Raw genomic sequence first — 21996 nt, forward strand, 5'->3', positions numbered from 1 at the left:
ATAGAACATAACTATATTATGTATTATTTAGGAGGTTTTTTTCATGAAAAAATATGTTTTAGTATGTTCTTTTATTATTTCAGCTTTTACTTTTGCTGCATCACACGATAATCATCAAGATCATGTTCAACAAAATACAATGAATGATATGCCTATGATGCAATCTCAAAATAATAACTGCCATAATAATATGATGCAAAATATGACACAGATGCCTGGTTGGAAAAGTGACAAAAAAATGATGAAAAGCAATATGATGTATGCAACACCTGAAATGCAAAAAAATATGATTGATATCGAACAAAAAGAATTAGACATTAAAAAAGCGATGCTAGACGACAAAGTTGATTGGAGTAAAGTTGAAAAACTTAATAAAGAAATTGGTGAAATCAGAGCTAAAATGCAAACTGAAATGATGAAAAATCAATATGAAATGATGAAGGCTGCTCCTGCTCCTACAACACCAGCAAAACAATAGTAATTAATAAGAAGAGAGTCTAGTAGACTCTCTTCATTTTTTATCTATTCATCCAATTTAATAATCTCTCATAATTTTCTTTTGCATCTTTTAATCCTAAATTATATAAAGCTTTAATTTTATTTAAATCTCTTTCTAATCTATCTACAACTACTATTTCACTAGGTCTAAAAACAAAAACATCACCTTTATTTTCAAGTTCTTGTATATCTCTCAGTGTTCTATTATATACTAAGTGACGCTTAATTAATGCTTCAGCTACTTTAGGATACTTTCTATAATATAGTTTTATCAGTGGTTGTAATTTTAAAGGTTCTTTTTTATATCCTTCATCTTCCGTTAAAATAACTACATTTTTACTATTTCCATCTAGTATCGATTGAGCAATTGGAATTGGTGAAGCGATTCCACCATCTAAATAGATTCTTTCATTTATTATAGTTTCCTTACAAAAAAATGGTAAGCTTCCTGATGCAATTAGAGATTCTAAAAGATCATCTGTCCCCTTAAAATCTTTTTTAGAAAAAAATTCAGTTCTTCCTTTTACACAATTAAATGCACCTACTTTAAACTCTAAATCACAATTATAAAATGTTTCAAAATCAAAAGGTGATAATTCATAAGTCATTTTTTTATATGCAAAATCTATATTTATATAACTTCCATTTTTTATTAAATATTTATACCCCATATATCTTTCATCATTTAAATATTTTAAGATAATATCAATATTTCTTCTCTTTTGTCTTGAAGCGTAAGATGCTGAGTAAATTGCACCTGCTGAAACTCCAATTGTATATTTAAAATGCAACTGTTTAGATAAAAAATAATCTAAAATTCCAGATGTATAAGCTCCTCTTAATCCTCCACCTTCTAAAACTAATCCTATATTATCCATTAAAATCCTCCTAAAGCACAAACTAATATATTCACTATATTCTACTTTTAATTTAAATCTTTTCTTTCTTTTATTTTTATAAGAGTTTTAATATTCTTTGACTTTTAAGTTATTTTCTTTTAAAATTATAATAAAACTCACGGAGGAGGTTATATATGATAAAAAAATTTATAAGTTATTACAAACCTTATAAAAAGCTATTTTTTTTAGATTTACTTGCTGCTATAACAGTTTCTATTTGTGACTTAATTTATCCTATGCTAAGTAGAGTTGCTGTTAACAACTATATACCTAATAAAAATTATCGAAGTATTATGATTTTAGCGATTACCCTTTTAGGAATATATATTATTAAACTTATTTGTAACTATTTCATGAATTACTGGGGGCATGTAGTTGGAGTTCGAATGCAGGGAGATATGAGAAAAGATGTTTATACTAAACTTCAAAACTTCCCAATAAAATATTTTGATAATACACAAACTGGAAGTATCATGTCTAGAATTGTAAATGACTTACAAGAGGTTTCTGAACTTGCTCACCATGGACCTGAAGATCTTTTCATATCAATTATTATGATCTTTGGTTCATTTTTTCTTCTTTTAAATATTAACGTCCCATTAACACTTATTGTTTTTTCAGTTATTCCATTTATAGTTTGGTTCACTATTAATAGACGCCAAAGAATGTCAGATGCTTTTTTAGAAACTCGTGAAAAAATAGGTGCTATTAATTCAACTTTACAAAACAGTATTAGTGGAATTAGAGTTTCTAAAGCTTTTGTTAATAAAAATGATGAATTAGAAAAATTTAAAAAAAGTAATGTGGAGTTTAAAACTGCTCGTGAAGGTGCATATAAAGTTATGGCTGAGTATGTTTCTGGAATGACTTTTCTTACAGATATGTTAGATTATCTTGTATTAGTTTTTGGAGCTATTTTTACTTATCAAGGTAAAATTAATTTTGGTGATTTTTTAGCATATCTTTTATATATCCGTATTTTTAGTCAACCTATTAAAAGACTTGTTGGTTTTGTTGAACAATATCAAAATGGTATGAGTGGTTTTAAACGTTTCAAAGAGATGTTAGATGAAGATATTGAAAAAGATTCTACAGACGCTAAAGACCTTAAAAATGTTAAAGGGGATATTAAATTTGAAAATATCTATTTTAGCCATGATAAAAAGAATATTTTAAAAGACTTCTCTCTTAATATAAAAGCAGGAGAAACTCTTGCCCTTGTAGGTCCTTCTGGTGGTGGAAAAACTACCATTTGCAACTTAATTCCTAGATTTTATGATATTGATAGTGGTGATATTAAAATCGATTCACAAAGCATCTACAGCTTTAAAATTGATTCACTTAGAAAAAATATTGGTATAGTTCAACAAGATCCTTTCCTTTTCACTGGAAGTATCAAAGAAAATTTAACTATTGGAAAACCTGATGCTACTGATGAAGAAATTATTGAAGCTGCTAAAAAAGCTAATATTCATGACTTCATTGAAACATTACCAGATGGTTATAATACAGAGGTTGGAGAAAGAGGAGTAAAGCTTTCTGGTGGCCAAAAGCAAAGAATTGCTATTGGAAGAATTTTCTTAAAAAATCCACCAATTTTAATATTAGATGAAGCTACTTCTGCTTTAGATAATATAACTGAGCAGCTTATTCAAGAATCTTTAGATGAACTTTCTAAAAATCGAACAACTATTGTTGTTGCTCATAGATTATCCACTGTTAAAAATGCCGATACTATAGTTGTTTTGACAGATGATGGTATTGTTGAAACTGGAACTCACGATGAGTTAATTGCTAATAAAGGTTTTTATTATAATCTACACTTAGGTATCTTACAATAATCTTATTTAAAGGAGAATTATGAAAAAATTTATTCAAAAATATTTTACTTTATTACTTTTAATGAACTTTATATTTGTATTTAATAGTTCTTTTAGCAACAATAACAATATTATCACTGTAGCTCAAGGTTCAAAACCTAAATCATTAGATCCACATACATTTAATGAGTTTCCTACTCTAGGTATCACAGAACATATTTTTAATACTTTAGTTACCCTTGATGACAATGGAACACCGATACCTGAATTGGCTGAAAATTTTACCTATCTCTCTCCTACAGAGATTTTATTTACAATTAGAAATAATGTTAAATTTCACAATGGTAATACGTTAACAACTGATGATGTTATTTTTAGTTTAGAGAGAATGATGGAAAAACCTGGAAGTAGAGTTATATTAAAAGATATTAAATCAGTTTCTAAAACAGCTGATAATAAAGTTCTTATAACTCTGCATGAACCATCAGCACCATTTTTAGCAAACTTAACACTTCCTATAGCTGCTATTATGAATAAAAATTATGTGACAGCTGGAAATAATGTTGCTTTACACCCAATTGGTACAGGACCTTATATGGTTACTAATTGGGGTGATGGTGATAAAATTGTTATGAATAGTTTTAAAGATTATTTTAAAGGAGCTCCTAAAAATAACGGATTAATCTTTAAAATAATTACTGAAAATACCAGTCGTTTAGCAGCTTTAGAAACTGGTGAGGTTGATATTATTTATGCTATATCTCCCATTGATTTTCAAATTGTAGAAAAAAATCCTAACCTAAATCTACTTCATAAAACTACAACAACGACAGAGCTAATGGTTTTAAATGTTCAAAAAAATGGTTTAGATAATAAAAATATTAGAAAAGCTATTCATATGGCTATTGATAAAGCTGGAATTTTAGAAGCTATATTTCTAAATAGAGGTTCTATTGCAACCTCTCCAATAAATCCTAATATTTTTGGAAGTTATCAAAATTTAAAACCTATAGATAATGATATAAAAAAAGCTAAAGAGATTGTTCTCAATGAAACTAAAGAAAAAAAACTTCCAGTTTTTAAAATTTGGACAAGTGAAAATATAGTAAGAGTTCAAATAGCTCAAATTATACAAGCTAATTTAAAAGAAATTGGAATTGAATCAAATATTGAAATTGTTGAGTGGGGAACTTTTTTAAAGAAAACTTCAGAGGGTGCTCACGATATTCTTTTAACTACATGGATTTTAGGTGTTAGTGATATTGACACTGTGGTTACCACTCTTTTCCATTCAAACTCAATCGGAGCTGAAGGAAATAGATCTTTTTATAGTAATCCAACTCTAGATAAAGAGATTGATTTAGCTCGTACCACAACTGATTCATTAAAAAGAAAAGAATATTATAGAAATATTCAAGAGATAATTTTAGATGAAAATCCAATAGTTCCATTAGTTTATAAAATTGATGGAATTGGAATCAGCAATAAAATTCAAAATTTTCAATATAATAAAGCAAGTATGAGAAACTATTATGAAGATATGAAAAAAGTAGATGTTAAATAACATCTACTTTTTAGTTATCATCTCTATTAAATCTTTAATAGTTTCATTTAAATACTGACCTTTTAAATAATCCATTTTTACATCTTCGTAAACGAATTTTTTAATCTCTTTTGGTCTTTCTACAAAAATCTCCCCACACACTTCATATTCCTCTGTTAAAGGAACAATGAAAGGAACTTTAAACTCTTCTACTTCCATTAAAGGTTTTAAAAATTTTTCTCCTCTAGCTTTAGTTATAATAGCCATATCAAAATTTGGATTTAATTCACAAAACTTTTTTAATACAGTTACATTTAATTGAAAGTCCATACACCATGGTTCTCCTGAAACTAAAAAATTTATTTTTTCTTCAATGTTTTTTACAGTATTGATTTCATCTTCAGTCATAGTTATTCTTGAATAATTTTTAGGAATTCTATCTCTTTCACTTTTTATTCCAGTACCCATAAAAGCATCAAAATTCATTCCTGCTGAATAAAGAGTTTTCATATCCATTAAGCTCACCCCATATTTTTTACTATTTATTTAGTATTTTACAATTTTTATACTCATTCTTTTGACCTAATCTATAAGTGCATGTTCCTGATAAAACTTTACACTTTATAGACATATAATCATCTATCATCATTCCTATTGAATTTTCACATTCAAGAGTTGGATATTTATCTAGTACCTCTTTTTTTTCCTCTATTGTTATAAAATATCTTTCCATCTTTAATCTCCTACCTTTTCATTTTATAATATCTATCTCTTAATAAGAAATAATAAGCTCCACTTAAAATATATGCTATAGACATATAATTTAGAATTCCTCTTCCCAAATACTTTAATCCAAGTCCTACTAAAAGACCTCCACTTATAAAAGAAAGAATATTCATAGCATAATATTTCATTTTCCAAGTTATCTCTCTATTTCCTCTTAAATAATGCCCTATTACAACACCTAAATCAGTTACTGTTCCTGTCATATGGGTAGTTCTAATTACCATACCTCTATAACGTATAAATAGACCATTTTGTAATCCTAAAGAAAAGGCAAGAATAAACACAAATAAAACTTCAGTATCTAAATATATATCTAACAGTTTTAATAGTACTCCAATAAATATGAAAGTATCTCCATATCTTTTTCTAAGCTCAAAATCTCTCCCTGACCCTATAATAATACCTGAAACTATTGCTCCAGCAAAAAATGATATTACTAATCCTATCATTATTTTCAAATGTGGTATATTATAATATGCTAAATCAGTTGATATTCTTGTTACGCTTCCTGTTATATGGCTTGCAGTTAGAGAAAATTCCAATATTGCAAAGGCATTCATACCTCCTCCTAAAAAAGCCAATAAACTTATCCATAAAAACAATTTATTATTGATTTGTTCCATTTCTTCCTTCTTCTTAGTACTTTATCTTAAATACTACTTTCTTTAATTCTTTAGGTTCGTTATTTTTTGCTATTAACGGCATATGAGGTTCATCTGGGAAAACTATTAAAAAGTTATCTTTAGTCATATTTAATCTATACTCTTCAGCACCCTCTAAAACTTGAAAATCACTCTCATCATTATATTCAGTTTTTTCTTTTAATGAATCTTTTAAAGAGTAACCAATTCCCTCTTCACCATCAATCACCACATGAATATCTATATATTTTTTATGTCCTTCAAAGAAACACTCTTCTAAAACTTTAGTTTTACACTCTTGAAGATTAAAAAACACATTATCTCCATCTAATTCATTTTTTCCTACTGCCCCATTTTTATAACTTCCATTCTCAATAGCTTCTATAGCCATATCTAAACCACTAGAAATTCCCTTATAAAACTTTAATTCATTCATTTGTCCAAAGATCATTTAATAATCCCCCTTATTTTTTTATATTCTTCTTTAATGATATTCTAAAAACCTTCATAAAGTCAAGCTATTATTTAATTTAGATTGATTTTTTTTGATAATTCTTTTATAATATAGTGTGAAGAAATATATTTAGAGGAGGATATTGTGTTACAAAAATTTAAAAGAAACTTTTCAATTATAGCACATATAGATCACGGTAAATCAACTGTAGCTGATAGACTACTTCAAGCTACTGGAACTGTTACTGAAAGAGAAATGAAAGAACAACTTCTTGATTCAATGGAGTTAGAAAGAGAAAAAGGAATTACAATAAAAGCTCAGGCTGTTACTTTAAAATATACTGCTAAAGATGGAAACGAGTATGAATTAAACCTTATTGATACTCCTGGACACGTTGACTTTATATATGAAGTTTCTCGTTCACTATCTGCATGTGAAGGAGCTCTTCTAGTTGTAGATGCTGCTCAAGGTGTAGAAGCTCAAACTCTAGCTAACGTTTACTTAGCTCTTGAGAATAATCTTGAAATTGTACCTGTTATCAACAAAATTGACTTACCTGCTGCTGATGTAGAAAAAGTTAAAAATGAAATTGAGGATATTATTGGATTACCTGCAGATAACGCTGTTTTAGTTTCAGCTAAAGCTGGAATTGGAATTGAAGAGCTTTTAGAAGCTATTGTTGAAAGAGTTCCTGCTCCAACTTTTGATGAAGAAGCTCCTTTAAGAGCTATGATTTTTGACTCTTTATTTGACGACTATCGTGGAGTTATAACTTATGTTAAAGTTCTTGATGGTTCTATTAAAAAGGGAGATAAAATCAAAATTTGGTCAACTGGAAAAGAGTTTGACGTTCTTGAATGTGGTATTTTTGCTCCAACTAAAAAAGAGCAACCAGAACTTAGCTCAGGATCTGTTGGATATATCATAACTGGTATTAAAACTATCCAAGATACACAAGTAGGAGATACTATTACTCATGCTAAAAGACCTTGTACTGAGCCTTTAGAAGGATTTAGAGCTGCTCAATCAATGGTATTTGCTGGATTATACCCAATTTCTACAGATGATTATGAGGATTTAAGAGAAGCTTTAGAGAAACTTCAGCTAAATGATGCTTCTTTAACATTCATTCCTGAAACATCTCTTGCATTAGGATTTGGATTTAGATGTGGATTCTTAGGATTATTACACATGGAAATTATTGTTGAAAGACTTAGAAGAGAATATGATATAGATTTAATTTCTACTTCTCCTTCAGTTGAGTATAGAATTACTTTAGAAGGAAAAGAAACTTATGTTATCGATAACCCTTGTGATTTCCCTGAAGGTGGAAGAGCAAAGTTCTGTGTTGAAGAACCATATATAAAAGGAAGTATCCTTACTCCAAAAGATTACGTAGGAAATGTTATGGAGCTTTGTCAAGAAAAAAGAGGAACTTACATTGATATGAAGTATATAGATGATAACAGAACAATGGTAATCTATGAGTTACCTCTTGCAGAAATTGTTATTGACTTCTATGATAAATTGAAATCTAGAACTAAAGGATATGCTTCTTTTGAATATGAAATGATTGGCTATAAAGAATCTTCGCTTGTTAAAGTAGATATTCTTGTTTCAGGAAACGTTGTCGATGCATTCTCATTCATTGCTCATACTGATCATGCTGCATCTAGAGGAAGAGCTATTTGTGAAAAGTTAAAGGAAATTATTCCTAGACAACAATTCGAAGTACCTATTCAAGCTGCATTAGGAGCTAAAATAATAGCTAGAGAAACTATCAAAGCTTATAGAAAGAACGTTCTTGCTAAGTGTTATGGTGGAGATATTTCTAGAAAGAAAAAACTATTAGAGAAACAAAAAGAAGGAAAGAAAAGAATGAAACAAATTGGAAACGTAGAGATTCCTCAAGAGGCATTCGTATCTGTTCTTAAACTTAATGATTAATTTAATTTTGGGTGAGCTAACTAGCTCACCTTTTATTTATTGAGGAGGGATTTTATATTTATGAAGCAGTTACACTTTATTTTAAAAAGGATTTTTCCTGACATTTTGAGTATTTTAATTTTTTTATCTGGTACCCTTATTATATTTTCAAATTCATCAAGATTTGATATAAGATATATTAAGTTTATCTATTCTGTTTTACCTGGAGATATTATAACTTTATCTCATCTTTCATCTAATATAATAGGAACTTTTCTTCTTATACTAGCTTATGGAATTTATAGACGATTAGATAGTGCTTACTATTTATCTATTATAGCCTTTATTTTTGCAATATTTTTTAGTTTTTTTAAAGGCTTTAACTATTTAGAAGCAGCTTTCTTTAGCTTTATTTTAATTTTATTAGTTCCATCTAAAGATCGTTTTTATAGAAAATCTTCAATTTTAAAAGATAGATTATCTATAAAGTGGGTGTTATTCACCTTACTTGTTATTTTACTAAGTATCTTTTTTGGCTTTTACTCTTTCAAAACAGTGGAATATAAAAAAGAAGTTTGGTGGCATTTAGTTTTAAATAGACACTATACCATTTTCTTAAGAAATAGCTTTATATCACTGTCTATATTTTGTATTTTTTTAGTTTTTAATTTTTTCAATACTGTATTAAGTGTAGAGAAAATACCTAGTTCAAAAGTTTTAAATGAAATAAAAAAAATAATTAAATCTAGCGACAATAGTTATGCTTCTTTAGCATTATTACCTGATAAATCTATTCTTTTTGACAAAGGAAAAAATTCTTTCATTATGTATGGAAATACTAATAGCAATCTAATTTCTATGGGAGATCCTATTGGTGATAAAAAACATTTTCGTGAAATTATACAAGATTTTTATAGAATTGGAAAACAAAGTGGAAAAAATATAGCTTTTTATGAAATTTCTAAAGAGCATCTTTCTGAATATTTAGAATTAGGTTTAAAAATAATTAAAATTGGAGAAGAAGCTGTTGTTAATCTAAAAAATTATGATATATCAACACCTCTATATAAAAAAATTAGGTATACATTTAATAAGTTTGAAAAAATGAATTTAACTTTTAAAGTTGTCGATTCCATCGAGGGCATTGAATCTCAATTAGAAGAAGTTTCTAATAATTGGTTAAAAAATAAAAAAGCAAAAGAAAAAGAGTTTTCTTTAGGTAATTTTAATTTAGATTACCTTAGAAATTTTAAAATAGCACTTTTATATAACGAAAACAATGAATTGATTGCTTTCTCTAATTTATTGAGTACTGATAATAAAAGTGAAGTTGCCATTGACTTAATGAGATATGTTGAGTCTGCTCCATCTGGAACTATGGAGTATTTATTTATAAAAATAATCAACTGGTCTAAAGAAAATGAATATGAGCGTTTTAGTTTAGGTATGGCTCCGCTTGCTGGAATTTATGGTGGAGAGTTAGCTCCATTATGGAATAAACTTAGTGTATTTTTATTTAACCATGGTGGGAACTTTTACAACTTTGAAGGCTTAAAACAATTTAAAGATAAATTTGCTCCTCAATGGGAATCTAAATATTTAGCATACTCTGGTCATTTTAATTTAGCTTCTCTATTAAAAGATATTGCTCTTTTAATCTCTGGAGGAATTCTTGGTATATTTAGTAAAAAATAATTTAATCAATATATAAATGAAAAAAAGGAGAGATTAACAATCTCTCCTTTAAAATCTTAGTTAGCTTTCTCAGCGTAAACTGAAACTTGCTTCTTGTCTCTTCCTAATCTCTCGAACTTTACGTATCCATCGATTAATGCGAATAGAGTATGATCTTTTCCACATCCCATGTTGTTTCCAGCGTGGAATTTGTTTCCTCTTTGTCTAACGATGATGTTTCCAGCTTTTACAACCTCTCCATCATACTTTTTAACTCCAAGGTAATTTGGATTAGAATCTCTTCCGTTCTTAACAGAACCTTGTCCTTTTTTCTTCGCAAATAATTGTATATTTAATGTAAATAGCATCTAAATTTCCTCCTTCTCTACAAGCTTTATGTGTTTAGGATAACCCTTAGATAGTTCTTTCAACATCAATACCATTGTATCTAATAATACATGAACCTCTTTTTCTTTGTTAGAAAAATCCATTCCCCTCATATCAACGTCTAAGTACCCATCGGAGTCAATTTCAAATTTTGGAGTAATATCCAAAATCTCTTGCAATCCTCCTAACGGAAATTGCATTGCCATGGAAATTGCGGCACAAACAATATCTTGCCCGTACTCAGCGTATTCAGCATGACCATTGGCTCTGTATCTAACTACTTTACCATTCTTTTTAAAAATTTCAATCTTTGTCATAAATTAATTATGCATTGATTGCAGTAACTTTGATCTCAGTGAAAAGTTGTCTATGACCTTTCTTTCTGTGATATCCAGTCTTTGGCTTGTATTTGAAGTTAACAACTTTAGCTCCTTTACCTTGAGCAACAACCTCTGCAACTACTTTAGCACCTTCAACAACAGGAGTTCCAACTTTAACCTCTCCATTGTTTGATACTAAAAGAACCTCTGTTAATTCTACAGTTGTGTTAACCTCAGCATTTAGTTTTTCAACTCTTAATACTTCACCTACTGCAACTTTGTACTGTTTTCCTCCAGTTTTTATAACTGCGTACATTCTAACACCTCCAAAAGTATAAAGATCGCTAGATTCGGTTGCTGACGACCTTATCCAAGCTTAATCTACTGTTTATCTTATCATTTTTTATATGTTTTGTCAACTAATTTATTTCAACCATTCTTGTGATAACGGTGATCCATTTCTAAAGTTTGTAATTTTTTCTAACTCACCTTTTGGAGTATAACTTCTCCATTCTCCATTTGGTAATCCACCTGCTAGTCTACCTTTTTCTCTAATTTTTCCATTATCCCAATAAGCAATCCATTCTCCATTTCCACCTTTAAAATCTTCTTGGTGAAGTATTTTTCCTGTATTATCAAACCATGTTGCTGGTCCTGATATTCTTCCTCCTGAATATGTTATTCTTGAACGGATATTTCCTGTATTTCTATAGTATGTTTCTTGAACTCCATTTTTAACTCCGTTAACATAAGGCTCTTTTAATCCAACTCTTCCAGCTTCAGAATACCAAACTTTATTACCGTTTAATTTTCCATCTCTATACTCTTCTGTATAATGTTTATGAACACCTACTACTGCTGCGAATGTACCTGTGAAAGGAACAGTTGAATTTCCATTATAAGCTATTTTATTTCTAACTTGCTTTTTTGCTATACTAACTTGGTCTATTCCATTTAAAGTAATTTCTGTTACTGCACTTTCAGCTAAAGATACATTTTGTCCTGTATGAATTATATCAGTTTGAGGAATAAACTCACCTTCAGGCATTGTCGATATACTTACATCATATGCTTGCTTAGGTACTGATGGTAACAATATTCTCTCTTCATCACTTATTTTCTTTTCTAAAGGAGTACATCCTACTAATGCTAATAACATTACTCCTATTACTATTTTCATCTTTTTCATAATAATTTTCTCCTAATAAGATTTTATATAAAAAATAAAGCCAAGGAATTTATATAAAATTTCTTGACTCAGTTGTTTATTATTGATAGGCATTAAATAAGCCGGGTTTTGTATTTGTCAATCATTTATCTAGAGCTATAATTGCTTATAGCTTCAAGCAACTTACCCTGAGAGAGGACGAGCAGCCCCTATTCTCTCCTATTTAGTCTTGCTCCAAAGGGGGTTTACCTAGCTTCTTTAGTCTCCTAAAGAACTGGTGGTCTCTTACACCGCCTTTTCACCCTTACTACAATATTGTAGCGGTCTATTTTCTGTGGCACTTTCCTTAAAGTTTCCTTTAGTAGCCGTTAGCTACCCTTTTCGCTCTGTGGAGCCCGGACTTTCCTCTTGCCAAAGCAAGCGATTAACTCTAATACCTATCACTTTTTAACTTGTATTTTCTCTTTTTTCTTTTTACCTGTATTATTCTAATAGATAATACTAAAAATGTCAACAAAATTCCTAAAAATACTTTAGTACCTAGTGTCATCTGTTCTAAATCTTTACTATTCTCTTGAGAATCAGATGTTGCTACAAATATCTCTTGTAACCCTTCAACTAGATTTGTTGCTATCAAAGTCTCATTTTTTTCGCCTACATACTCCTCCACATTTGTTAACAATAGTGATAAATCTGAGGCCATATCTTCAGGATTTAAATCTTGTGAAATTTTCAACTGTACTTTTAAAACTTCATTTTCATTATTTTTTATTAAATTTACAATAACTGTTTTTTCTTGTTCATCTGCTTCAAAACCTTCATTTTCCTCTAAAGTATTTAAATAAAGTTTATCTCCAGTTTTTTCTTGGAAAGTTTCTACAACTGTCAATAACTTTGACTTATCATCTTCTGAAAAAACATTTCTATAATCATTTATTTTTCCAAGGACCAAAGTAGAAAATATCAATGAACCTACCATAACTTTTTTTAGCATCCTATGTTCTCCTTACATTTTTTGAAATATTGGGCCATCATTATATATTGAAATTTTTATTTCAAACTCTTTTTTTAATAAAATTTCTAATAAATTTGAAAATATCCATTCACTTTCAAAATGACCTATATCAATCAAAGTAAAATTTTCTTCTCTTGCATCCATAGCTTCATGATATTTTATATCTCCTGTAATTAGAACTTGTGCTCCTAATTTTTTAGCTTTTCTCCAATAAGATGCCCCTGCCCCACTGACTAAAGATATCTTTTTAATCTCTCTTTCTTTTTTTGATCTTACTACATTTATACTATTTAAATTCAACTTTTCTTTCAATAAATTTGATAAATTTTCTAAGCTTAACTCTTCGTCTAATTTATAAATTCTTCCAATTCCATACTCTCTTCCATTACTTTCCATTGGATCTAATATTTTTCCATTTTTTAATCCTAGTATGTTTTCTCCTAAAAAATCATTTAATCCTGATTTTCCTGAATCTAAATTCGTATGCATTGAATACACTGAAATTCCATTTTCTATTAATCTTATTATTTTTCGTCCTGCTAAAGTATCATTAGTTACCTTTTTCAAAGATGTAAAGATTACCGGGTGATGCGTTATTATTAGATTTGCACCTACTTCAATTGCTTTATCAATAACACTCTCTGTTAAATCTAATGATAATAAAATTCCTGTTATTTTCGAATCCCTTTTTCCTATTAATAATCCTACATTATCCCAATCTTCAGCTAAAGAAGTTGGAAATTTCTCTTCTAAAAAATTTATAATCTTACTTAGCTTCATATTTTTAAACTTCTTCCCCCTCCTAAAGATATTTTTGTTAGAGCTTCTTCAAATAACTGCTCTCCTTCTCCTCTTTTTAAGTCTAAGGCATTTTCAATTTCAAATAAAGATTCTCTTTTATCTCCAATTAATCCATAATATCTTTTTAAAATTTCTTCTTCTAAATGAGATATTTTTTTCAGAACTGAATTATAGTCAAGTTTTTCAACTTCATTTATCTTTTCTTCGATTATCTCTGATTTTTCATCTAAAGGTATTTCATCAGTATTTTCTTCTTCTAATTCTGCTACAATTTCATGCTCTATTAACTCCTCTTTTCTTTTTGAGAAGTATCCTTTATACATATATTTTTCAGTTTCTACTTTTTCGTCTACAAATAATAACATCTCTCTTCTAGCCCATAATTTAATATATTCTAAAATATCTCCATTTGATGGTCTGTACTCTTCTAAAGCTTTTATTATTCCAATATTTCCCTCTTGAATTAAATCTAAATAATCAATTCCAGCTATTAAATAATCAAAAGCTATATTGGCAACTTCTCTTAAATTACTTTCTATTAATTTATGAGCACTTTCCTCTTCATCTAAAGTTTCTAAAACAGTTTTTAATTCTTCTTTTGAAAGTGGTTGAATATAAGAGATTTCTTCTAAATATTCTGCTACAATACCTTCTACTACATAACTATTTTCTTCAACTTTCTCTTCTTTTCTTATATCTACAGTCTCTAATTCTAGTTTTAAACTTGGATTCTCTTTTAAAAATTTTACAAAATCCTTATCATCAATACAATTTTCTAATATCTCTTTTTCAAATGCTTTTACTTTCATGTTTTCCCCTTTTCTTTTTTAATAATAAAATGGGGGATAGAAATTCTCCCCCATATTTTTTATACTTTAAAATCTTCTAGTTTCTTTCTTCTACTTGGATGTCTTAATTTTCTAAGTGCTTTAACCTCTATCTGTCTGATTCTCTCTCTTGTTACTTTAAATATTTTTCCAACTTCTTCTAGAGTTTTTGGTGCACCATCATTTAATCCGTATCTAAAGATTAAAACTTGTTCTTCTCTACTACTTAAAGTTTTTAAAACATCGTTTAATTGCTCTCTAAGTAAAGTTCTATTTGTTAATTCGTATGGATTTTGCATTTTATTATCTTCTACGAAATCTCCTAATTCGCTATCTTCTTCACTTCCAACTGGAGTTTCTAAAGATATTGGATCTTGGTTCATTTCTTGAATACTTTTAATCTTTTCAACTTCCATTCCTAGTCTATCTGCTAAAACTTCTGGAGTAGCATCTTTTCCTGTTTCTTGAAGGTATATTCTAGCTTCTTTTTTAATTTTATTAATTGTTTCTATCATGTGAACTGGTATACGAATTGTTCTACCTTGGTCAGCTATTGCTCTTGTGATAGCTTGTCTTATCCACCAAGTTGCATAAGTAGAGAACTTATATCCTTTACTATACTCAAACTTTTCAACCGCTTTCATTAATCCTATATTTCCTTCTTGAATTAAATCTAATAGCTTTAATCCTCTATTTGTATGTTTTTTGGCTATACTTACAACTAATCTAAGGTTTGCTTCTATAAGTTGTTGCTGAGAGTATTCGTCTCCCTCTAAAGCTGCTTTTGCATATCCTAACTCCTCTTCATGAGTTAATAATGGAATCTGTCCGATTTCTCTTAAGTACATCTTTATAGGTTCGTCTACTTCCATCTCTCCAGTTATACTGAATAAGTCATCATTTACTAAATCATCTTCTGTTACTTCTTCAATATCATCTGGGTTAAAGTCAAAATCATCTGAATATTCTGTACTAGTACTTTTTTCCTCTTCTTCTTCATCTTCATCTAATTCAACAACAGGTCTTTTTAATAGTGGAGTTATAACTTTTTTTACATCTTTTCTACCATCGTCTTTTCTCTTAATATTTTCCTGTTTCTTTACTTCTTCTTGGGAAATAATTTTTATTCCCTGTTCTGTCATTCCATTTATTAAAAACTCTATTCTTTCTGGTGGAAAATCTGAACTTAACTGGCTATTAATCTCTTCATAGCTTATTACTTTATTTTCCATTGCCTTTCTTAATAAAGCTAAAACCTTTTCATTTTTTATAAACTCCTTCATTAGTTGAAGCCTCCTCTATTGAATAAAATTATCTCTTAAAATTTTAAGCATTGATACTTTTAAATTCTTCATACAATGCACAAAGGTCATTGAACTCAATATGTTGTTTCAATTTATCCTCTATTTTCTTTAGCTTAATATGTTTTAACAAATTACTTCTCTCTTTTAATGCTTCTTTTAATTCTAAAATAAACCACGACATAAAAATAATTTGAAATCCTTTTTCTATATCTAATTTATTTGAGTAATCATCTATAGAAAGTAACGATATATTTACTAACTCTTTTTCTTCATCTTGAGTTAGATTTCCTGTTAATATTATATCTTTTATTATATTAGAACTTTTTTCTTGGTTTTCTTTTAAAAACTCTATATATTGAAATATTTTTTTTCCTAAACTACTACTGATCTCTTTATCTCTAAAATCTTCAAGATACTCATTTTCAGAAAGAACTAATGCTAATGTCAATTTCTCTAGATTATATAGTCCTTTTTCGTCTAAATCCTTACTTTCCTCTTTTTTTTCGTAAGTATTTTTTGTTCTTTTCTTATTATTCGTTATCAGAATAGATTTTAAAACATCTAATTCAATATTTAATGATTTTCCTAATTTATCAATATATAAACTTTTTTCTAAATCACTTTCTAAACACTGAAAAAAATCTTTAAATCTATTTATGAAATTTTGCTTTGACATATGATCTTCTAAACTATACTCAGAAGAATATCTTAAATAAAGGTAGTCAAAAGCTTCTAAAGACTCTTTTACAACTTTTAAAAAAGCTTCTTTTCCATACTTTTTCAAATAATCATCAGGATCTTTTGCATCTTTATATAACAATACTCGTATATTAAATCCAGCTGATTTTAAAATAAGTATAGATCTCTCAGTAGCTTTTTGTCCAGCTTCATCCATATCAAAAGAAAGTATCACATTATTAGTATATTTTTTTAATAAATGTGCTTGTTCCTCTGTTAAAGCTGTTCCTAATGGTGCTAAAGCCACATCAAAACCATAAGAATGACTTGATAAAACGTCCATATACCCTTCCATTAAAATAGAATAGTTTTTCTTTTTAATGTTACTTCCTTTTTGGATAAATCCATATAAGTTTTTTCCTTTTGAAAAAATAGGTGTTTCTTGTGAATTTATATATTTTGGAATCTCTTTACTATCTTCTAAAGATCTACCACCAAAAGCTATAATTTTACCAGAAACTGAGTATATCGGAAAAATAATTCTGTTTCTAAAAGCATCATAAATTCCCTTTTCATTTTCTTTAGCCAAACCTAAATCAAATATCTTCTTTTTTTCAAACCCCTTTTTTATAAGATAATCATAAAGTCCCGTCCATTCATTGGGAGCATATCCTATTTCATTTTCTTTTATTAATTTTGGGTTTATTTTTCTTCTAGATAGATATTCTAAAGCATCTCGAGCTGTATTTTTAAACATCTCCTCTTTGTAATAATTATGAGCCTCTTCCATAATTTCATAATACTCTTTATTTTCATTAACTTTACTATTTCCTACTTTTTTTATTGGAATATTATATTTATTTGCTAACTCTTCTACTGCTTCAACAAAAGATATTTTTTTATACTCTGAATAGAATTTTATAGGATTTCCACCTGCACCACATACAAAACATTTACAAATATTTTTATTTGGGCTTACTACAAACGATGGATTATTATCTTGATGAAAGGGACACAAACCTTTAAAATTAGCTCCTGTTTTCTTCAAGTCAACAAATTCTCCTACAACCTCTTCAATATGTAATTGTTGTAACAATAAATCAATATCTTCTGATTTATATTTCATCAATATTCTCCTAATCTCTTAGATTTTTTAAGTAAAAAATATTTAAGAGCAAACCGCTCTATCCTAAATTATATTATATTTTTGGTAAATATGCAATTTTTTTTTAAAATAAAAGAAGGATTTTAAAAAATCCTTCTTTTTTTCTTAATTTTCTGTATTTTGTGTACTTAACTCAATCTCTTTTAAAGCTTCTTGAGCTTTTGCATTAATATAATCTGTTTTTACTTGATTTTCAAACTCTTGGAAATCAGCTTTTTTCTCATCTGTTTGTGAGTCTTTTTTATAGATTATAAAATCTTTTTGATCTTTAATAAATCCAATATCTCCAACTTTAGAATCATAAATAGCTTTTGCTAGCTCTTCATTGTATCCTAATCCTGGAATATATCCTTCTTTTGTAATTCCATCTATTTTCTCAGAGAAAACTATATCTTTATCATTTTTCAAATCTTCAAATGTTATTGTTTTATCAGTTAAATCTTTAACGATTTGAGAAACTTGAGTATTTTTTGAATTTAATGTTTCTTCTGATGGTTCTGGAATAATTAAAATATGGCTTGCTGTAACTGTTTCAGCTTTATCATCTTTCTCTTGTACAAAAATTATATGATATCCAAATTGAGTCTTTACAACCTCTGGATAAATCTCCCCAGGAGTCCCTGCAAAAGCTGCTTCCTCAAAAGGTTTTACCATATCTCCCTTTTTAAAAGTTCCTAAAGCTCCTCCTGTAGGACCACTTGGCCCATCAGAGAAGTTTTTAGCCATGTCTGCAAAATTATTTTTATTAACCTTCTTTAAAAGATCTTCAGCTTTCTCTTTTGCCTTCTGATCATCACTTTCTGTTGGTTGAACTTTTAAAATAGCAATATTTGCATCAGCACTTTCTAATGTATCATAATTTAATTGATTCTCTTCAAAGAACTCTTTTAAATCATTTTGAGTGTATGTTATTTCTGATTTTAACTTACTATACAGCTCTTTTACAGCATTTGCAACTTGTAAATCTAATGGTAAAATAGTATCTACTTTTATTCCTTTAGCCTCAGATGCTTTTAATAACTTTATCTCTGATTCAATTGACGATTTTGCTAACTCTTTCGCTTGCTCTAAATCACCTTTCGTCATTGTTAAAGTATTTAAAACTCTTTTATCAAACTCAACGTTACTTACTTTTACTCCATCAAATTCAAATGCTTCTTTTTCTACATAAGCATCGAAGTTTTTATCTAAATCTTCTAACCTCATTTTTGCTCTAGCTTCAGATATATCTTTTGCATATACTTCAGCACCTTTTTGTAATTTTAAAGCTTGCTCTATTTGAGCTTTAACATCTTCTAATGGTTTTCCTTGGAACATTGTATATTTGTAATCAGCATAATACTCATCAATCTCTTGAGGAGTTACTTGTACTCCTTGAGTTATAGCTTCAGATGTCTTTTGTAATATTAAGTTTTCTCTAATCTCATTTTCTAAAGTTTTTGTAGTGTATCCTTGACTTAAAAGTGCACTTTTAAACTGCTCTTTATCAGGAAACGCTGCCTTTATTTGATCCATTTGAGCATCAACTTCTGATCCTGAAACTTTTACCTTTAATTTATCTGCCATCTCTAATAAAAGATTTCTATTGATTAACTCGTTAAAAGCTATCGTATTCATTAACTCTGGATCTATATTAGTTCCTAAGTATCTTTTATAATTCTCAGACATTATAGCCATAGATCTGTGTGCTTCTACCATTGTAACTTTTTTACCATTTAGTTTAAAAGCTAACTGTGTATTTGCAGAACTACTTCTAAATGACATTGCATAACCTGCTATCAAACTTATTAAAAAGAATATTGTTACTACCCAGATAACTGGTTTCATATTTTTTCTAAACTTTCTAATTGCCATTTTTAACCCCTCCGAAGAATTTTGTAAATATTATTTTGTATCTAATCCATATTTTCTGATTTTTTCATAAAGAGTTGTTCTTCCAATTCCTAAAAGCTTAGATGTTTCTTGTTTATTCCATCTTGTCTTTTGTAATGCCATTGCAATTACTACCTTTTCAACTTCATCTAAAGCATATATTTCTTGCTCTAATATATTTTTTAAAGGTCCTACTCCAATAACAGTTTTATTTTCAACTGTATCAGATTTCATTTTTATTTCTAATGGTAAATCTTCTACATCAATATTTCTATCGTTACATAAAATTACCATTCTTTCAATCATATTCTTTAATTCTCTTATATTTCCTGGGTAAGAGTACTCCATTAAGTATTTCATAGCATCTCCAGAAATAACTGGTATTTCTCTTCTTAAATCTTTTACGATTTTATTTAAGAAGTAGTTTGCTAGCATAGGAATATCATCTTTTCTGTCTCTTAAAGGTGCTACCTCAATTGGGAAAGCAGTTAGTCTATGGTATAAGTCTTTTCTGAATTTACCTTTTTCTGTTTCCTCTTTTAAATCTTTATTAGTAGATACAATAAATCTAACATCTACTCTTCTTGATTTATTTCCTCCAACTCTTCTAAATTCTCCATATTCAATAACTCTAAGAACTTTTGATTGAGCTTTTAGATCCATCGCTGATATTTCATCAAGGAATACAGTTCCACCATCTGCTTCTTCTAAAATTCCTTTTTTACTTGTAGTCGCTCCTAAGAACGCTCCTCTTTCATAACCAAATAACTCTCTTTCAATTAGATCTTCTGGTAAAGAAGCACATGAAATTGTTATATAGTTTTCTTTTCTTCTATCACTCTTCTTGAATATCTCTTTAGCAATTAACTCTTTTCCTACTCCATTTTCTCCTGTTATTAAAACAGTTAAATCACTTTCTGCTACTTTATCAATTAAGTTTTTTACCTCTTTAATTCTTGTAGACTGTCCAATTATCTCATTTTCATCTTCTGTATCAGAAAGCTTCTCTTCTAATTTTCTCTTTTCTTTTACTATTTCTAAACTTCTTAAAGCTGGTATCATTATTCTGTTCATCTCTTTAACATCTACTGGTTTTAATAGATAGTTATAGATATCCGCTTCCTTCATCTCTTGAATTAAAGCTTCATTTTCCTCATCAAGTAATCCTATTACTACAAAATCTTTTCCTATTCCATTTAACTTTCTTTTAGCTTCTGAAAAGTTAAACCATGTTAAATACTCATCTAATAAAACTACGTCAAAATCACTCTCTCTTAACATATCTAGAGCATCTAATAAGTTATTAAATGTTATTATTTCATAAACTTCTGATAAAGCTTTTCTTACTTGTTTTAATGTTTCTTTTCTTTCTGAAACTACTAATATTGATTTTTTCATCCTTTTCCTCCTACTTTCTATTTTCGATAACAATGTATTATAATTGATATTTTGTTATTTTTCAAGACTTTTTTAAAAAATTCTGTTCTAGATTATTTCAAAGAGTTTCACTCTAAACATTAGTTCAAATTTCTTCTCTTTTTTCCTTTTTATTTTGTCACATTTTCTTAGTTAATGTTTTTTTTCTATATGAATTAATTTAACATAGACTTTAAAAACAGATTATAAAACATTTCAATCTCTCTAGTTATATCAATAGTTGCATATTTTTCAACCATTCTCTTATAGCTATCTTCATCTACTACTTCTATTCCTGTCTGAGTTATTAAATATAATAAAAGAGTTGTTAGTGATGAACTTAGCATTGTTCTAATTTTTTCAATTTCACTTCTATACTCTTCTTTTATGTGTTCTTTGTTGTTATTTAAGAACTCACTAAAGATAATATCTCTTTTCATATACTCATCATATGTTAAGTTTATCTCGCCATTCTCATAAATTTTAGCAAATAAAAACAGATTATATCTATCATCTTTTAAAGTTAATCTTCTTCTAACAATCATTTTTAATTTTTCTTCAAATGGAACTTCTAAGTCTCCAACTTCTTTTAAAAACTCTTTTCTACTTATAACAGAGTTATCCATTATTTCTAACAGTAACTCCTCTTTACTTTTAAAATAGTAGTAAAATCCACCTTTTGCCATTCCTAAAACATTAGCTATATCTTCTATTTTAGTATTTCTGATTCCATTAGCTGCAAATAAAATAGTTGCGGTTCTCTTTATACGATCTCTTTTCGTCACACAATCACGTCCTTATT

At 28.4% G+C, this 21996-nt stretch carries 22 protein-coding genes and 1 other RNA gene; 5 read left to right on the top strand and 18 right to left on the bottom strand.

Features of this window, described 5'->3' with window-relative positions; genetic code table 11:
* The first annotated feature begins 43 nt into the window (after window positions 1–43).
* On the top strand, window positions 44–478 hold the full coding sequence (locus MKD34_RS05205) for a hypothetical protein (protein ID WP_240218564.1): 435 nt from the start codon (window positions 44–46) through the stop codon (window positions 476–478).
* Window positions 479–518: 40 nt separating this feature from the next.
* Here MKD34_RS05205 and MKD34_RS05210 read toward each other — a convergent pair whose 3' ends face one another.
* Window positions 519–1376: a patatin-like phospholipase family protein gene (locus MKD34_RS05210; protein ID WP_240218565.1), complete on the bottom strand. Its 858-nt coding sequence runs from the start codon at window positions 1374–1376 to the stop codon at window positions 519–521.
* 155 nt (window positions 1377–1531) lie between these two features.
* On the opposite strand from MKD34_RS05210, the gene MKD34_RS05215 reads away from it, so the two are divergent.
* On the top strand, window positions 1532–3238 hold the full coding sequence (locus MKD34_RS05215; protein ID WP_240218566.1) for an ABC transporter ATP-binding protein: 1707 nt from the start codon (window positions 1532–1534) through the stop codon (window positions 3236–3238).
* A gap of 19 nt (window positions 3239–3257) precedes the next feature.
* Window positions 3258–4781: an ABC transporter substrate-binding protein gene (locus tag MKD34_RS05220; protein WP_240218567.1), complete on the top strand. Its 1524-nt coding sequence runs from the start codon at window positions 3258–3260 to the stop codon at window positions 4779–4781.
* Between the two features lie 3 nt (window positions 4782–4784).
* On the opposite strand, the gene MKD34_RS05225 is transcribed toward MKD34_RS05220, so the two are convergent.
* Genes MKD34_RS05225 through MKD34_RS05240 form a run of 4 tightly spaced genes read right to left on the bottom strand, consistent with a single transcriptional unit; the run spans window position 4785 to window position 6638 of the window.
* Entirely contained in the window at window positions 4785–5276 is a 492-nt protein-coding gene (locus tag MKD34_RS05225; RefSeq protein ID WP_240218568.1) for a thioredoxin family protein, read from the bottom strand.
* 22 nt (window positions 5277–5298) lie between these two features.
* Entirely contained in the window at window positions 5299–5493 is a 195-nt protein-coding gene (locus tag MKD34_RS05230; protein WP_240218569.1) for a hypothetical protein, read from the bottom strand.
* Window positions 5494–5503: 10 nt separating this feature from the next.
* Entirely contained in the window at window positions 5504–6169 is a 666-nt protein-coding gene (locus MKD34_RS05235; protein WP_240218570.1) for a YoaK family protein, read from the bottom strand.
* A gap of 13 nt (window positions 6170–6182) precedes the next feature.
* Window positions 6183–6638, bottom strand: coding sequence for a YhcH/YjgK/YiaL family protein (locus MKD34_RS05240; RefSeq protein ID WP_240218571.1), 456 nt, complete (start codon window positions 6636–6638; stop codon window positions 6183–6185).
* 147 nt (window positions 6639–6785) lie between these two features.
* Between MKD34_RS05240 and lepA the strand changes: the two genes are divergently transcribed.
* Together lepA and MKD34_RS05250 are read left to right on the top strand one after the other, a co-directional pair.
* A complete protein-coding gene (gene lepA, locus MKD34_RS05245; RefSeq protein WP_240218572.1) occupies window positions 6786–8588 on the top strand; it encodes a translation elongation factor 4 in 1803 nt (600 codons plus the stop codon).
* Window positions 8589–8648: 60 nt separating this feature from the next.
* Window positions 8649–10262: a phosphatidylglycerol lysyltransferase domain-containing protein gene (locus MKD34_RS05250; RefSeq protein WP_240218573.1), complete on the top strand. Its 1614-nt coding sequence runs from the start codon at window positions 8649–8651 to the stop codon at window positions 10260–10262.
* A gap of 56 nt (window positions 10263–10318) precedes the next feature.
* Here the strand turns inward: MKD34_RS05250 and rpmA are convergent, their stop codons facing one another.
* From rpmA to MKD34_RS05315, 13 genes are all read right to left on the bottom strand, one after another.
* On the bottom strand, window positions 10319–10609 hold the full coding sequence (rpmA, locus tag MKD34_RS05255; protein WP_023049937.1) for a 50S ribosomal protein L27: 291 nt from the start codon (window positions 10607–10609) through the stop codon (window positions 10319–10321).
* The gene (locus MKD34_RS05260; protein ID WP_240218574.1) at window positions 10610–10945 is read right to left on the bottom strand and encodes a ribosomal-processing cysteine protease Prp; all 336 of its coding nucleotides are present in this window, start codon (window positions 10943–10945) and stop codon (window positions 10610–10612) included.
* A 7-nt stretch (window positions 10946–10952) separates the two neighbouring features.
* Complete coding sequence (gene rplU / locus MKD34_RS05265) at window positions 10953–11264, bottom strand: 50S ribosomal protein L21 (protein WP_023049935.1); 312 nt, start codon at window positions 11262–11264, stop codon at window positions 10953–10955.
* Between the two features lie 108 nt (window positions 11265–11372).
* Window positions 11373–12137 carry a toxin-antitoxin system YwqK family antitoxin gene (locus MKD34_RS05270; RefSeq protein WP_240218575.1) on the bottom strand — a complete coding sequence of 255 codons (765 nt, stop codon included), beginning with the start codon at window positions 12135–12137 and terminating at the stop codon, window positions 11373–11375.
* 81 nt (window positions 12138–12218) lie between these two features.
* Window positions 12219–12557: RNase P RNA component class A (rnpB, locus tag MKD34_RS05275), an RNA gene on the bottom strand.
* Entirely contained in the window at window positions 12547–13110 is a 564-nt protein-coding gene (locus MKD34_RS05280) for a hypothetical protein (RefSeq protein ID WP_240218576.1), read from the bottom strand. The genes rnpB and MKD34_RS05280 overlap by 11 nt, the downstream gene beginning before the upstream one ends.
* Window positions 13111–13122: 12 nt before the next feature.
* The gene (locus MKD34_RS05285) at window positions 13123–13911 is read right to left on the bottom strand and encodes a Nif3-like dinuclear metal center hexameric protein (protein ID WP_240218577.1); all 789 of its coding nucleotides are present in this window, start codon (window positions 13909–13911) and stop codon (window positions 13123–13125) included.
* Window positions 13908–14741 carry a sigma-70 family RNA polymerase sigma factor gene (locus MKD34_RS05290; protein WP_240218578.1) on the bottom strand — a complete coding sequence of 278 codons (834 nt, stop codon included), beginning with the start codon at window positions 14739–14741 and terminating at the stop codon, window positions 13908–13910. The genes MKD34_RS05285 and MKD34_RS05290 overlap by 4 nt, the downstream gene beginning before the upstream one ends.
* A 59-nt stretch (window positions 14742–14800) precedes the next feature.
* On the bottom strand, window positions 14801–16042 hold the full coding sequence (gene rpoD / locus MKD34_RS05295) for an RNA polymerase sigma factor RpoD (protein ID WP_240218579.1): 1242 nt from the start codon (window positions 16040–16042) through the stop codon (window positions 14801–14803).
* A gap of 43 nt (window positions 16043–16085) precedes the next feature.
* A complete protein-coding gene (gene dnaG / locus MKD34_RS05300; protein ID WP_240218580.1) occupies window positions 16086–17867 on the bottom strand; it encodes a DNA primase in 1782 nt (593 codons plus the stop codon).
* Window positions 17868–18011: 144 nt separating this feature from the next.
* A complete protein-coding gene (locus MKD34_RS05305) occupies window positions 18012–19760 on the bottom strand; it encodes a peptidylprolyl isomerase (RefSeq protein WP_240218581.1) in 1749 nt (582 codons plus the stop codon).
* Window positions 19761–19790: 30 nt separating this feature from the next.
* On the bottom strand, window positions 19791–21176 hold the full coding sequence (locus MKD34_RS05310) for a sigma-54 dependent transcriptional regulator (RefSeq protein WP_240218582.1): 1386 nt from the start codon (window positions 21174–21176) through the stop codon (window positions 19791–19793).
* A gap of 194 nt (window positions 21177–21370) precedes the next feature.
* The gene (locus MKD34_RS05315; RefSeq protein WP_240218583.1) at window positions 21371–21979 is read right to left on the bottom strand and encodes a TetR/AcrR family transcriptional regulator; all 609 of its coding nucleotides are present in this window, start codon (window positions 21977–21979) and stop codon (window positions 21371–21373) included.
* Window positions 21980–21996 lie beyond the last annotated feature (17 nt).

It is taken from the genome of Cetobacterium somerae (genome assembly GCF_022430525.1).
Classification (GTDB): Bacteria; Fusobacteriota; Fusobacteriia; order Fusobacteriales; family Fusobacteriaceae; genus Cetobacterium_A.